Source organism: Streptomyces sp. NPDC050161, assembly GCF_044460025.1.
In the GTDB taxonomy this organism is placed as follows: domain Bacteria; phylum Actinomycetota; class Actinomycetes; order Streptomycetales; family Streptomycetaceae; genus Streptomyces.
On record NZ_JBITJM010000016.1, the window covers coordinates 115,898 to 129,623 of the forward strand.

A 13,726-nucleotide genomic window follows, 5' to 3' on the forward strand; every position below is an offset into this window, starting at 1 on the left:
CGCCGCGTAGCTCAGCAGGCCGGGACGTCGAACGCGATCCAGACGTCGGGCGGCAGCTCCGGCCGTCCGGGCACCGGCCTGCGCTCCTCGGTCCATGCGTCGCCCGCTATCGCGGTGGCGACGCGGCGCCAGAAGCGCACCGCGGCCACGTTCTCGTCCTGGAAGGCGACTTCCCAAGGCCCGGGGTGCTCGGCCACCACCGCTCGCACCGCCCGCAGCCCGATCCCCGTCCGCCGCGCCCCACGCACCACGAAGAAGCTGTTCAACACGCGCGTCGGACCCGGAAGACCGCGCACGAACGCGAGGCCGACGGGGCTCTCGCCGCTGGTCAGGAGGTACGGTGCCCAGTCGCCGCGGGTGAGGGCATCATCCAGCCGGTCGCTGCGGAACGTGCCGTCCGGGCGGGGCAGCAGACCGTGGAACTCGGACAGGTCGTGACGGAACATCAGCCACAGGCGCTCCAGGACGGGGCGGTCGGCGGCGGTCGCCGGGCGCACGGATACGTCGGACATGAAACTCCTTCACCGGGACGGGGCCACACGGGCGGGGCCTTGCCGGGACCGGTGGTGGTCCCGGCAACGGCCGGCGCCCTGCGGAGAGGTGCGCGGTTCCGGGGCGATACGGCCACCGGGGCACGAAAAAGCCTCCCTGGCGGAGGTGCGTTTGGCCGGGAGGCTTACGGATGGCGTGACCCTAGCAGGTTCCCGGCCGCTTCGGAGGGGCGGCCGGTGCGCGCGTGGGTGCGCTCTCTCAGCCTGCGGTCGCGGACTTGAGGTGGTCGAGGGAGTCGCGGATGAGGTCGGACAGCGTCCGCCCGCCGGGTTCGCCGAGCCACCGCTCGAACGCGACCTTGAAGACCGCGACCGCGGCCTCGGCGGCGAGGCTCGCGGTCGGCTCCGTGACCCCGCGCCGGCGCAGCGCGTCGGCCGTCGCGGCGGCGAGCGAGGCGAGCTTCAGCAGTTCGCGTTCCCGGAGCGCGGCGTTCGCGGCGATCACGGTCCGGCGCTGCCCGGAGAGTTCGCGGCGCTCTTCGAACCGGGCGGACGCGGTCCGGATGGCGTCGGTCGCCGCGTCGATGGGGGCGGTGGCCTCGGGGGCGCCGGCGATGGTGTTCACGACGGTTTCGAGCAGCTCGGCCTGTCCGGAGAACAGCACTTCGCGCTTGTCGGCGAAGTGGCGGAAGAACGTCCGCTCCGTGAGGCCCGCGCGGTGGGCGATCTCCGCCACCGTCGTCCGCTCGAAGCCCAGCTCGATGTAGAGCTCCAACGCCGCCCGTTCAAGCCGCTCGCGCGCGCCCGGTTCCCATCGCCCCATGGCCTGATCCTACGTGATGACAGCTCCTGACATCAGGTGTACGGTGCGATGGCAGTCACTGACATCAGCTTGTCCGGGCGCAACCCCGCGCCGCGGACGGGCCTCTGGCATGGAGATCTCACTGATGCGTGTATTCGTCACCGGCGCGTCCGGTTTCATCGGTTCCGCCGTCGTCCCCGAACTCCTCCGCGCCGGCCACCAGGTCGTCGGACTCGCCCGCTCGGACGCCTCGGCCGAGAAGGTCGCCGCCGCCGGAGCCGAGGTGCACCGCGGTGCCCTCGATGACCTGGACAGCCTGCGCGCGGGCGCCGCCGCGGCCGACGGGGTCGTGCACCTCGCCTTCATCCACGACTTCGCGGACTTCGATGACGCCGCCAAGACCGACCTGCGCGCCATCGAGGCCATCGGCGGCGTGCTGGGGGGCTCCGGCCGCCCCCTCGTCGTCGCCTCCGGACTGATCGGGGTCGCCCAGGGGCGGTTGGCGACCGAGCGGGACCGGCCAGGACCCGGTTCGTCCGCGGGCCCCCGGGACGCCGGCGCGCGGGCGGTGCTCGAACTCGCCGAGCGCGGCGTGCGGTCGTCCCTCGTGCGTCTTGGCGCATCGGTCCACGACGAGGGCGATCACGGCTTCGTCCCGAGGCTGATAGAGATCGCGCGGGAGAAGGGCGTCTCCGGCTATGTCGGTGACGGGTCAGGCCGCTGGCCCGCGGTCTACCGGCTCGATGCCGCGCGGCTGTTCCGGCTGGCACTGGAGAGCGCCCCGGCCGGATCGGTGCTGCACGGCACCGCCGAGGAGGGCCTGCCGATCCGCACCCTCGCGGAGGTGATCGGCCGCCACCTCGACCTGCCGGTGACGTCCGTCCCCGCGGAGGAGGCGGACGCGCACTTCGGCTGGCTGGGCCGCTTCTTCGGCGCCGACATCCCGGCGTCCAACGAGCTGACGCGCGAACTGCTGGGCTGGCAGCCGACGGGCCCCGGCCTCATCGAGGACCTCGAAGGCGGCCACTACTTCCGCACTCGGGCCGTCTGAGGCCGCGGTCCGTCTGAGCCCGCCGCCCGCCGCGTTCGCGATCCGGCCGACGGAGAGCGCCAACCGCGCGGCGGGTGGCGGCCGTTCAGCGGAACGGACCGTCGGGTGTGAAGGCGTGGGCGGCGAAGCGCTTGCCCATCCGGTGGTAGGCGGCGGCGGTGGGGTGCAGGCCGTCGGGCAGGTCGTCCGTCTCGTCCGGGCCGAGCAGTTCGCGGCCGTCGAGGTGGTGGAGGTGGGGGTCGTGGGCCTGCCGGGCCGTCACGATCCGGGCGAGTTCGGCACGGACCACCGCCAGGGTCAGCGCCCCGCCCGCCACATCCGCCGGGTCGCCCAGGGCGATGACCTTGCCGTCCGGGCCCGTCGCGGTCGGGCCCGGGGTCTCCTCGAACGCCGGACAGCTCACCGGGGACACCAGCAGGAGCGGGGTGTCCGGGTGCCCGTCCCGGATCGTGTCGAGGAATCCGTGCACCGCCGGGCCGAACGTCCGTAGCCGGAAGGCGGCCAGGCTCACGATGTTGATGCCCACCTTGAGGCTGATCAGGTCGGCGGGCATGTCGCGGATCGTCCGGGCGATGTAGGGGTCGAGCATCGCGTTGCCCGCCTGGCTGAGGTTGATCACCTCGGCCCCGCCGAGTCCGGCCGCCACCACCGGCCAGGTGCCGGTCGGGCCGTCGGCCTCGATGCAGTGGCTGAGGGAACTGCCGTGGTGCACCCAGCGGCGCCGCCCGTCCGGCAGCGGCGCCAGCACCTCGCCGTCCGCGCGCAGCGCCACCAGTTCCGTGGGGGTCTGCTGCGGCAGCCACAGCTCGATGCTCTTCATGCCGGCCGGCAGCCCGGTGAACCGTACGGTCCCCGGCTCGCCGGGGATCAGCCGCTGCGCGGCACCGGGCCCCGCCATCCGCAGCACGTTGCCGAGCGGCGCCTGCCGACGCCCGGCCGGAGCGCCGTCCACCAGCAGATCCAGCATCCCGGTCGGCCGGGGCGCGGGGTCCGTATCGAGCTGTCCCGTGGAGGTGAGCATCTCGAACTCCAGCTCACGCGCATCGGTACGGAACACCAGCCGCACCCCCGAAGGCATCACGGTCACCCCGTAGGCCGACGGGTCCTGGTACTGCTCCTTGGTCCACGCGGGCAGCCGGCGCGGCATCACCCCCGCCTCCGTGACCTCCAGGTCCAGCGCGCCCCGCACCTCCACCGGCCCGCCCACCAGCGGAACCGTCCGCATCGTCACCGTCACCACTCCCACCCCTGGTTCACTGCCGCAACGAACCTACTGATCACCGCCCTTCGATGACAATCGACCCGCCTGCACCGCCCCCGCCGCGTCCGCCGTGCCCGGAGCCGGCGTCCGCCCGCGTCCTCAACCGTCCAGCGCGATGGCGTTCTTGGCCCGCGCCACCGACTCCTCGGAGGCAGGGCCGTCCGGATTCTCCGTCGCCAGGGCCTGGTTGAGCGCGACGAACGGCCGCATGCGCGCCTCGTAGCGGTTGAACGCGCCGCGGTGGCCGTCGCCCGCCCTGCCCAGTTCGTCGGCGAGTACGCGGGCACCGACCAAGGCCAGACTCGTCCCCTGTCCCGACAGCGGGGAGGCGCAGTAGCCCGCGTCCCCGAGCAGCGCGAACCGGCCCCGCGTCCAGTGATCCATCCGGATCTGGGCCATCGCGTCACAGAAGAAGTCGGGCGCTTCGGCAGCGGCCTTCGCCAGCCTCGTCGGCTCCCAGCGCAGCGCGGCGAGCTTGTCGGTGACCAGCCCGCGGAGCCACTCGGTGTCGCGGTGGTCGCCGTCGAGCGGGCCGGAGTGGAAGCCGAAGGCGATCCGCAGTTCCGCGTTGTCGCGTACCGGCATGATGCCGAATCCCGCGTCGCCGTCCTGGAGCCACAGCTGCCAGTTGTCCAGCGCCAGGAAGTTGTCCGCGCCGAACACCGATACATAGCTGCCCAGATGGTGGGCGAAGCGCTCTTCCGGGCCGAACACAAGACGCCGGACCGTCGAGTGCAGCCCGTCGGCGCCCACCACCAGATCGAAGGTGCGGGAGGGACCGTGCGCGAAGTCGGCACGCACACCGTCCGCGCCCTCGCTGAGCGCCGTGATGCTGTCGCCGAAGACGTACTCGACGTCCTGGCGCGTGTGCTCGTGCAGCAGGTGGACCAGATCGTCCCGCAGCAGCTCGATGTCGGCGCTGTCGAGCCGGCCACTGCTGAAGGTCGCCTCGGTGGAGCGGTCGATCTCGTTGCCGTCCGGGTCGAGTACCGACATTCCGCGCATCCGGGTGCGCATCCCGCGGGCCTGTTCCAGCAGGCCCATGCCGTCGACGACGTCGAGTGCGACACCGCGGACGTCTACGGCCTGACCGCCTCGGCGCAGGCCGGGGGCGCGCTCCACGACCACGGGTGCGAGGCCGCGCCTGTGCAGCAGGTGCGCGAGTGCGGATCCGGCGATTCCGCCGCCGGAGATGAGGACCGTCTTCATGTGAATACCCCTTTCATACGCTGTACGCGACTGAATGTACGGCGTATTTGAAGGGCCGGACAACCGTCTCAACTGTCGGCTGTACTAGGTCAGATAGGGCCGAAACGGCTGTCGTCGCTGCTAGGCTCTGCACTAGTACAGCCCGTACGGGCCTGAGAAGATTCACAAAAACGGGGCGACCGAAGAAGGGGCACAGCATGGCCGAGGTTTCCGAGCCGCCCTACGCGCGCATCGTCGCCGACATCCGGCGCCGCATCCGGGACGGCGAACTCGCCCCGGGCGACCGGATCCCGTCGACGCGACAGCTCTCCAAGGACTGGGGCGTCGCACTGGCCACCGCCACCAAGGCGCTGACCGCACTGCGGATGGAAGGGCTGGTGGAAACCCGCCCGCGCGCCGCCACGCTCGTCGCAGGGCACCCGGCACCCGCACGCCCGAAGCGGCGCACGCCCCTCCCCGGAGATCAGGAACTGACCCAGGAGGGGATCATCCGCGCCGCCATCGAGATCGCCGACGCCGAGGGGCTCTCCGCACTCTCCATGCGCGGTGTCGCCGCCCGCCTGGGCGTGGCCGCCATGTCTCCGTACCGCTACGTCGGCAGCAAGGACGAACTCGTCCTGCTGATGGCCGACGCCGCCTACGGTGAGCTGACCTATCCGGCCCCCGGGCCCGAGGGCTGGCGGGCCCGCCTGGAGCTGGGCGCGCGCACCCTGTGGCAGCTGAACCGCAAGCACCCCTGGCTGGCCCACATCGGTCCGCTCAACCGTCCCTTGATGCTGCCGAACCTGATGGTGCACGGCGAGTGGATGCTCAGCACGCTGGACCGTCACGGCCTCGACCCGGTGACCATGTTCGACCTGCACGTGCTGCTGTACAGCTACATCCAGGGCCTCGCGGTCAACCTGGAGCGCGAGGCGCAGGCCGAGGCCGCCACGGGGCTCACCGAAGATGAGTGGATGGAACGCCAGGCCGCATCGATGCGAGCGATCACCGAGTCGGGCCGGTACCCCGTGTTCACCCGGGTCGTCACGGGCTTCGCTGACGGCTACGACCTGAACCTCGACGCACTGTTCGAGTTCGGCCTTCGACCGCTCCTCGACGGCTTCGCCGGCATCGTCGAAGGGCGGAAGGAGTCGGCGAAAGCCTGAGCCGGTCGCAGCGCCGCCTGCCGGGCCGGGGGAGCGGTCGCGCCCCTTCGGTGCCTGCCGCACAGTGGACGAGGGGCCTGGTCACGGCAGGCAGCCGCGGTGGGAGCGAGCACCGCAGCGGCAACGAGGCCCCGCACCGCTCACCGGGCGGCGTACGGCCTCCCCGATCACAGGAGTCACCTCATGCCCGCAGGATCGAACAGGAAGCGCGAGCGGCAGTACGAGCACATCAAGGAACAGGCCGAAGAGCGCGGCACGTCCGAACGCCGCGCCAAGGAAATCGCCGCGCGCACCGTCAACAAGGAACGTGCCCGCTCCGGCGAATCGAGGACCGCGAGCGAGGTTTCCCTCCGCGATCCGAAATCCGCTGCGCAGCGCGGCGGCGAACGTTCCCACCGCGGACCGCAGAGCCCCACCCGCGACCAACTGTACGAAGAGGCCAAGCGGAAGAACGTCGAGGGGCGCTCGAACATGAACAAGGAGCAACTGCGCAAGGCCGTCGGCCGCTGACGCGGTTCTTTTCATGTCGGGGCCATCGGACACGATCGGTAACGCCGGGAAACCTCTCGGTTCCCCGGTCAATTCCCACAACGAGTGGGATCCGCTGGAGGAGATCATCGTCGGACGCCTCGAAGGCGCGACGGTTCCTTCCAGCCATCCGGTCGTGGCCTGCAACATCCCACCGTGGGCGGCACGGTTGCAGGGACTCGCCTCCGGCTTCAGGTATCCGCGCCGGATGATCGAGCCGGCGCAGCACGAACTCGACCGCTTCATCGCTCTCCTGCGGTCCCTCGGCATCACGGTCATGCGCCCGGACGCCGTCGACCACCGGAAATCCTTCAGCACTCCCGACTGGTCGTCGCGCGGATTCTCCAACACCTGCCCGCGGGACAGCCTGCTCGTGATCGGCGACGAGATCATCGAGACCCCGATGGCCTGGCCGTGCCGGTATTTCGAGGCCCATTCGTACCGAGCGATCATCAAGGACTACTTCCGGCGCGGCGCACGCTGGGCGGCGGCACCCCAACCGCAGCTCACGGACGCACTGTTCGAGAAGGATTTCCGGCCTCCCGAGGCCGGTGAGCCCATGCGCTACATCCTCACCGAGTTCGAGCCGGTCTTCGACGCGGCGGATTTTGTGCGCGCCGGACGCGATGTGTTCGTCACGCGGAGCAACGTCACCAATCGCCTGGGCATCGAATGGCTGCGCCGCCACCTCGGGACCGGCTATCGCATTCACGAGATCGAGAGCCGCTGTCGCACGCCGATGCACATCGATACGACATTTCTCTTGCTCTCGCCAGGAAAGGTGCTGGTCAATCCGGAATACGTCGATGTCAACCGGCTGCCCGACATTCTGAGTTCGTGGGACGTCCTGATCGCCCCCGAGCCCGACCCGATCGACGAGCCTTTGCTCAGGACCACGTCGTTGTGCGGGAAATGGCTCAGCATGAACATTCTCATGATCGACGAAAAACGGGTGATCGCGGAGCGGCATCACACCGGCATGCTGCGCGCACTCGAAAATTGGGGGTTCGAGCCGATCCCCTGCGACCTGCTGCACTACGCGCCGTTCGGCGGCTCGTTCCACTGCGCAACGCTCGATATCCGACGCCGCGGCACGCTCCAGTCCTATTTCCCTTGATTACACCGTCGCCGCGGCGGTGAACAGCGCGCGCACGGCGCTGCGGACCTGCCCGGCGACCGCCTCCGGGGTGGAGGTGTCGAGTTTGCCGTCGAGGTGCAGGAACGCCAGGCCGTGAACGAGGGCCCACACCGTGGTCGACAGGGCGTCCGGGTCGGCGCCGGGGAAGGCGTTGCGGACGGTGTGGTGGACGTACGCGGAGATGGCGGCCGTCGCCTGGACCCGGTCCTCGTTGTCCGGGTCGCAGGGCTCCGCGAACATCGCCCGGAACAGCGCGGGGTGGTCGAGCGCGAAGCGCACGTAGGCGACGGCGACCGCGGCGAGATCGTCGGGCGTCGTGGGCGCGGGGTGCGCCGCGGCCAGCTGCCCGGCGAGTTCGCGGTAGCCCTCCGCCGCGACCGCGGAGACGAGTGCGTCGCGGTCCGCGTAGTGGCGGTAGGGGGCCGTCGCCGATACGCCGGCCCGCCGCGCCACCGCCCGCAGGGACAGTCCGGCGCTGCCGTCTTCCTCAAGCAGCTCTCGCGCGGCGCGCAGGCAGGCGGCGCGCAGATTGCCGTGGTGGTACGCACTCGCTTGCGACATGGTTCACACCCTCTCATGTTTGCATCGCTCACATCGCGCCCTAATGTGAACAGTGCATACATCGTATCGATCGTCGAGACGAAAGAGGGGAAACGCGGATGACCAGCGAGCTGTTCTCGCCGCTGTCCTTGCGCTCCGGAGCGGCGCTGGGCAACCGGATCGTGAAGGCGGCCATGGAAGAGAACATGGCGGCCGACGGCCAGTTGCCCGGACGGCAGCTACTGGCGCTGTACCGGCGCTGGGCCGCCGGCGGCACCGGACTGTTGATCACCGGCAACGTCATGGTGCACGCCGAGGCGCTGACCGGCCCTGCGGGCGTCGTGCTCGACGATGCCGCGCCGCTGGAGCCGTTCACCGAGTGGGCCGCGGCCGCCAAGTCCGGCGGCGGGGCCGTGTGGATGCAGATCAACCACCCCGGCCGCCAGATTCAGGCGGACATGCCCGGTGTGGTGTGGGGCCCTTCCGCGGTGGGTGTCGACCTGGGCCGGCACAGCAGCCGTTTCGGCCGCCCCGTCGCCATGACCCCGGAGCAGATCGAGGCCACCGTCACCCGCTTCGCGGTCACAGCCGCGCGCGCCGAACAAGCGGGGTTCGACGGTGTGGAGATCCACGCCGCGCACGGATACCTGCTGTCGCAGTTCCTGTCCCCGCTGGTCAACCGGCGCACCGACGCGTGGGGCGGGTCGCTTGAGAACCGGTCCCGGATGCTGCTGGACGTCGTCCGTGCCGTCCGCGCCGCCGTCTCGTCGTCCTTCGCGGTCGCGGTGAAGCTCAACTCCGCCGACTTCCAGCGCGGCGGGTTCGACGCCGACGACGCCCGGCAGGTGATCGCCATGCTCGAACCGCTCGGTGTCGATCTGGTCGAACTGTCCGGCGGCAGCTACGAGAGCCCGGCGATGTCCGGCCGCCCCGCCGACGCCCGCACCCGGACCCGCGAGGCCTACTTCCTGGACCTGGCGAAGGACCTCGTCAGGACCAGCCCCCTCCCGCTGATGCTCACCGGCGGCATCACGCGACGCGAAACCGCCGAAACGGTGCTCGCCGGCGGCGTGGCGCTCGTCGGGATGGGCACCGCCCTCGCCGTCACCCCTGACCTGCCCGACCGCTGGCGGGACGGACGCGAGGCCGGCCGGCAGCTGCGGCCGGTGACCTGGTCCGACAAGGCACTCGCCTCGGCGGCAGGCATGGCGCAGGTCCGCCACCAGATGCGCCGCATCGCGCGCGGCAGCGACCCCACACCCGGCACCCACCCGGCGCGCGCCCTGATCGCCGAGCAGCTCCAGCAGCGCCGGGCGCTGCGCCGCTACCGCGCCTGGCTGCCCGCGGCACGCGGCGCCGCCGCGGCGGGCCGTCCCGCGTGAGCAGGTCGCGGCCGGCGCCCGTGCACCGGCCGCGACCATCTGCGGCACCTCTGGTCGAGGCGGCGATCCGGCCTCCGGCACGGCCGGTCGGTGGTGGCGCGTAAGGTCTGCGGCGGGTTGCGCGGTGCGGGCCGGGAGCGAACGATGGGACGCGGGTTTCCACCGGGGGACGACAAGCAGCCGCGGCCGGTGCCGCCGCGCGACAGGGCACTTGGTGCCCAGGGCATGGAGTGGACATGACCGAGCTTCCGCCGCCGATCACCCCCTACCTCGAACCCGCCGCGAAGGAGCTGGCCGAGGCCACCGACCCGCACCCCCGGATCTACGAGGTCCCACCGGAGCAGGGCCGTGACATCCTGCTCGGCCTCCAGAGCGGCGCCGGTGTGGCCCGCCCGGACGTCGACGAGGAGTGGGTCGACGTGGACGCCGGCCGGTGGGGCACGGTCCGTACCCGCATCATCCGGCCCAAGGGGGCCGGCGGGCCGCTGCCGGTGGTGTTCTACATCCACGGCGCCGGCTGGGTCTTCGGCGACGACAGGACCCACGACCGCCTCTTCCGCGAACTGACCGTCGGGGCGGGAGCCGCTGGTGTCTTTCCCGTCTACGACCGGGCACCGGAGGCCAAGTACCCCACCCAGGTCGAGCAGAACTACGCCGTGGGCCAGTGGGTCCTGGAACACGGCGCGGAGCACGGTCTGGACACCTCGCGCGTCGCTGTCACCGGAGAGTCGGTCGGCGGCTGCATGTCGGCGGTGTTCGCGCTGATGAACAAGGAGCGCGGCGGCATCGGCCTCAAGGCCCAGGTCCTGCTCTACCCGGTGACCAACGCCGACTTCGACACCCCCTCCTACCTGCAGTTCGCCGAGGGCTACTACCTCACCCGCGACGCCATGAAGTGGTTCTGGGACGCCTACACCACCGATCCCGCCCAGCGCGCCGAGGCGTACGCCTCCCCGCTCCGGGCGCCCCCGGAACAGCTCAGGGGACTGCCCACCACCCTGGTCATCACCGACGAGGCCGACGTGCTGCGCGACGAGGGCGAGCAGTACGCCAACAAGCTGCGCGAGGCCGGGGTCGACGTCACCTCGGTCCGGGTGGCCGGCATGGTCCACGACTTCCTCCTCCTGGACAGCCTGCGTGACACCCGCGCCGCCAACGTCGCCCGCACACTCGCCGTCGACGCCCTGAGGACGGCGCTGCACGGCAGTTGAGAGAACGTGCTCACGGCAGCAAGCGCACCGGAGACACCCGGTGAAGGTGGATGAGCACGTCGAAGGCGTCGGCGAGGGAAGCGAAGGCGAGGTGCGCGATGTCGTCACGGGACGGGTCGTAGACGCCGCCGATGACGCGGGCCTTCGCCGGGCCGTCCCATCGGCGGCGTACCGCGTCGCGGCGCAGGTCGAGCCAGTGGTCGGGCGGGCCCGCCGCGCCGAGCCGCGCGTCGATCAGGTCCGCGGCCGGTTCCGGGACGACGGCGGCACCGAGATCTCCGTGGTGGAAGCCGATCGCCACCGAGACGTACCGGGCGCCGTACCGCTCGCGCAGCAGGCTGCCGACGCCGGGCTGCGGGCCGCGCTCGGCGGCCATGCCCAGGACCGCTTCGGCTGCCGAGGTGTGCGCGATGCCGTCCCAGTAGACGAGGCGCAGGCCGGAGCTGCGCTGGGCGTCGCAGAGGGTGTCCGCCCACACCGTGGCGTCGCCCGCGTAGCTGTCCCGTCCGGCGACGCTGTGTTCGTGGAAGTCCACGATCAGACGCATCCGCGCCAGGACGGAGTCGTCCCGGCCCGCTTCGGGCAGCGACCTGACCAGGGCGAGCGCGTCGCGGGCGTGGTCGGCGAACGGGCGTCCCGGGTGCGTTCCCCGGGCGCGCTGCAGGTGTTCATCGGTGTGGTGGGCGGTCCGGATCGGGTCCAGGTGGGATGCGGCTTTTGCCAGCCGTTCCGGCGCCGACGCACGGACGTGGTCCAGGACGGTGTCGTAGTCGTCGGGCTGCGCCTGCGCGGGCTTCACGCCGAAGATCCGTATCGGGTCGTCCGGATGGTCCTGGTTGAACTCCCGCATCCACGTCAGCGCCTCGGCCATCTCGGCGGTGCGCCAGGGACGCCAGGCGCCGTCGAGCGCGGCTGCGGCCGAACCCCCGCCGCCGCGTACGTACGCGTCGAGGCGGACGGCCACGTCGGCGCTGTCCTGCACGGCCAGCGCCCGGAACCCGTGGCGCCCGACCAGCCGGCGGAAGAGCTGGTCCCGCACGCCGAAGGTTTCCCTGGCGGCCCGGGTGGACTCCCCGATGCCGACGATCGTGGCCGCGTCGGCGAGCCTCCCGGCCAGCTCGTCGAGGGCGCCGCCGGACAGCGGGCCGGCGTCGGTGTGCTGCGGGACGGACGGGTACGTATGGGAAGGGGTGGTGTCGGTGTTCATGCCCTGAGCCTCTTACCTGAAGTGTGGTTGAGGTCAAGGGGGTTGGCGGGCAGGGCATCAGGGGGCGGCGAAATCTCACGTCGGGCGGCAGCGGGCGCGAGGCCGTCAAGGCCGCCCCGGCCCACGGCGCGACGCGCTCGCCGACACCGCCGGGCGCACCATCCGCGGGTGCGCCTTTGCCGCCACGGGCATCGCTATCATCCCCACGACCAGGCCGTGGACGAGTCCGACCGGGACGCCGGTCAGCGCACCGGCGGGATCCGGCCGGTGGACGACCGTGGCGTACAGCAGGCCGAAGGCCACCGTGCCGCCGAGGGCCGCCCCGACGCGAAGGACTGTCACATGGTGCAACCGCAGCAGCACCACGGCCGCCGCCCGGCGACCGTCACCGAATCGGCCCAGGACCAGCTCAAAGCCGCGGCGTGGGTGGCCAGATCCCTCGGACGCGGCGAGCACGCGCCGCTGCGCTCGGAGGACGTGGTGGCGCTCGCCGACATTCTGCGGCCGGTGCCCGTGCGCCCCGGGACCGTCGTCACCGCCGCCGGCGCCGCGCCGTCCGGGGTGTGGATCCTGCGCAGTGGCAGCGCCGAACTCGCCGTCGGCTCCGGCTCCCGTCAGGTCGTCGTCCAGATCCTGCATCCCGGCGACATCGACGGGGACGTCCAGATGCTGCTGCGCATGCCGCTGCCCTACACCACCAGGGCCCTGGAGACCGGGGAGTTCCTGCACCTGTCGAACGCCGACTTCGACCGCGTTCTCCAGAGCCGCCCGGCCGTCGCCCGCCGCTGGCTGACCAGCATCTCCATCCGGCTTGCGCACAGTCAGGCCAGGCTGACCACGCTGCTCGGCGGCACCCTGATCCAGCAGGCCGCCCGCCTGCTCCTCGACGAAGCGGCCGACGGCGCCGTCCGCCTGCCCCAGCGCACGCTCGCCGCCATGCTCGGCGCCCGCCGCCCCTCCCTCAACAAGATCCTCAAAGAACTCGAACAGCGCGGCGCCATCCGCCTGGCCTACCGCACCATCGAAATCAGCGACGCCGCCGCCCTGCAAAAGCTCGCGACATGAACACCGCCCGGCACCACAAGTGCCGGGCGGTGGGCGCCTCTTCGCGCGGCGGGTGCGTTTCCCCGCTGCCTCGCGCGTGGCGCTGAACGCCTGGCGGCCGGGCGTTTTCCGGCCCGGCCGCCAACCGTTCACTCAGATCCTTCTCTCATCACCGGCCGTGACCGCCGCCACCGCCGCCGCCGTGGCCACCGCCACCGCCGCCGCCGTGACCGCCGCCGCCACCGTGGCCACCGCCACCGTGACCGCCGCCGTCGCCATGACCGCCGCCGTGGCCGTAGCCACCGCCGCCGTGGCCGTAACCGTCGCCATGACCGCCGCCGTGGCCGTAACCGCCATAGCCGCCATTGTGGTCGTGACCGCGGTAACCGTCGTTGTCCCAACCCCATCCGTCGGAGTCGTGGTGGGCATTGGTGCTGACGGCAGCAACGTGTCCGGTAGAGCTCTGCTGTGCCTCGGCAGCGGAGGCTGCGCCGCCGGCCGCTGCCAGCGTGCCGGCAGCCAGGAGTCCGGTGGCCGCAACAGCGGCGAGGCGCCGAATCGACTTACTCATGAGTACTCTCCTCGCTTCAGAGGGGCGGCCGATGGCCGCCTGCCTCAAGTCAAGAATGAGTCCGCCGATGGTGTGACTGCGCCCGAAAAGTCACAAAGGTGACATAGGTTCCGCGATCGTGACATAGGTTCCGCGCTCTCCTG

14 protein-coding genes are annotated in these 13,726 nt (G+C 71.5%); 8 read left to right on the forward strand and 6 right to left on the reverse strand.

Annotation, left to right across the window (positions count from 1 at the left end):
* Positions 1 to 11: 11 nt before the first annotated feature.
* Complete coding sequence (locus ACIBK8_RS24710; RefSeq protein WP_399044028.1) at positions 12 to 512, reverse strand: GNAT family N-acetyltransferase; 501 nt, start codon at positions 510 to 512, stop codon at positions 12 to 14.
* Between the two features lie 238 nt (positions 513 to 750).
* The gene (locus ACIBK8_RS24715; protein ID WP_399044029.1) at positions 751 to 1,314 is read right to left on the reverse strand and encodes a TetR/AcrR family transcriptional regulator; all 564 of its coding nucleotides are present in this window, start codon (positions 1,312 to 1,314) and stop codon (positions 751 to 753) included.
* Positions 1,315 to 1,438: 124 nt separating this feature from the next.
* Here ACIBK8_RS24715 and ACIBK8_RS24720 point away from each other — a divergent pair, with 124 nt between their 5' ends.
* Complete coding sequence (locus ACIBK8_RS24720) at positions 1,439 to 2,344, forward strand: SDR family oxidoreductase (RefSeq protein ID WP_399044030.1); 906 nt, start codon at positions 1,439 to 1,441, stop codon at positions 2,342 to 2,344.
* 85 nt (positions 2,345 to 2,429) lie between these two features.
* Here the strand turns inward: ACIBK8_RS24720 and ACIBK8_RS24725 are convergent, their stop codons facing one another.
* Positions 2,430 to 3,569 (reverse strand): lipase, encoded by a 1,140-nt coding sequence (locus ACIBK8_RS24725; protein WP_399044100.1) that lies wholly within the window; start codon positions 3,567 to 3,569, stop codon positions 2,430 to 2,432.
* Between the two features lie 135 nt (positions 3,570 to 3,704).
* Positions 3,705 to 4,814, reverse strand: coding sequence for an FAD-dependent monooxygenase (locus tag ACIBK8_RS24730; protein WP_399044031.1), 1,110 nt, complete (start codon positions 4,812 to 4,814; stop codon positions 3,705 to 3,707).
* 197 nt (positions 4,815 to 5,011) lie between these two features.
* Here ACIBK8_RS24730 and ACIBK8_RS24735 point away from each other — a divergent pair, with 197 nt between their 5' ends.
* The 3 genes from ACIBK8_RS24735 (at position 5,012) to ACIBK8_RS24745 (ending at position 7,607) form a co-directional block, all read left to right on the forward strand.
* Positions 5,012 to 5,962 carry a TetR/AcrR family transcriptional regulator C-terminal domain-containing protein gene (locus ACIBK8_RS24735; RefSeq protein ID WP_399044032.1) on the forward strand — a complete coding sequence of 317 codons (951 nt, stop codon included), beginning with the start codon at positions 5,012 to 5,014 and terminating at the stop codon, positions 5,960 to 5,962.
* A gap of 183 nt (positions 5,963 to 6,145) precedes the next feature.
* The gene (locus tag ACIBK8_RS24740) at positions 6,146 to 6,472 is read left to right on the forward strand and encodes a plasmid stabilization protein (protein ID WP_399044033.1); all 327 of its coding nucleotides are present in this window, start codon (positions 6,146 to 6,148) and stop codon (positions 6,470 to 6,472) included.
* A gap of 13 nt (positions 6,473 to 6,485) precedes the next feature.
* Complete coding sequence (locus tag ACIBK8_RS24745) at positions 6,486 to 7,607, forward strand: amidinotransferase (protein ID WP_399044034.1); 1,122 nt, start codon at positions 6,486 to 6,488, stop codon at positions 7,605 to 7,607.
* Here ACIBK8_RS24745 and ACIBK8_RS24750 read toward each other — a convergent pair whose 3' ends face one another.
* Positions 7,608 to 8,189 (reverse strand): TetR/AcrR family transcriptional regulator, encoded by a 582-nt coding sequence (locus ACIBK8_RS24750; protein WP_399044035.1) that lies wholly within the window; start codon positions 8,187 to 8,189, stop codon positions 7,608 to 7,610.
* A 98-nt stretch (positions 8,190 to 8,287) separates the two neighbouring features.
* Between ACIBK8_RS24750 and ACIBK8_RS24755 the strand changes: the two genes are divergently transcribed.
* Positions 8,288 to 9,550, forward strand: coding sequence for an NADH:flavin oxidoreductase/NADH oxidase family protein (locus tag ACIBK8_RS24755; RefSeq protein ID WP_399044036.1), 1,263 nt, complete (start codon positions 8,288 to 8,290; stop codon positions 9,548 to 9,550).
* A 236-nt stretch (positions 9,551 to 9,786) separates the two neighbouring features.
* Positions 9,787 to 10,761 (forward strand): alpha/beta hydrolase, encoded by a 975-nt coding sequence (locus tag ACIBK8_RS24760; RefSeq protein WP_399044037.1) that lies wholly within the window; start codon positions 9,787 to 9,789, stop codon positions 10,759 to 10,761.
* A 10-nt stretch (positions 10,762 to 10,771) separates the two neighbouring features.
* Here ACIBK8_RS24760 and ACIBK8_RS24765 read toward each other — a convergent pair whose 3' ends face one another.
* On the reverse strand, positions 10,772 to 11,968 hold the full coding sequence (locus ACIBK8_RS24765; protein WP_399044038.1) for an erythromycin esterase family protein: 1,197 nt from the start codon (positions 11,966 to 11,968) through the stop codon (positions 10,772 to 10,774).
* A gap of 216 nt (positions 11,969 to 12,184) precedes the next feature.
* Between ACIBK8_RS24765 and ACIBK8_RS24770 the strand changes: the two genes are divergently transcribed.
* Both ACIBK8_RS24770 and ACIBK8_RS24775 read left to right on the forward strand, forming a co-directional pair.
* Positions 12,185 to 13,033, forward strand: coding sequence for a Crp/Fnr family transcriptional regulator (locus ACIBK8_RS24770; RefSeq protein WP_399044039.1), 849 nt, complete (start codon positions 12,185 to 12,187; stop codon positions 13,031 to 13,033).
* A 157-nt stretch (positions 13,034 to 13,190) separates the two neighbouring features.
* Positions 13,191 to 13,685, forward strand: coding sequence for a hypothetical protein (locus tag ACIBK8_RS24775; protein ID WP_399044040.1), 495 nt, complete (start codon positions 13,191 to 13,193; stop codon positions 13,683 to 13,685).
* The last annotated feature ends 41 nt before the right edge of the window (positions 13,686 to 13,726 follow it).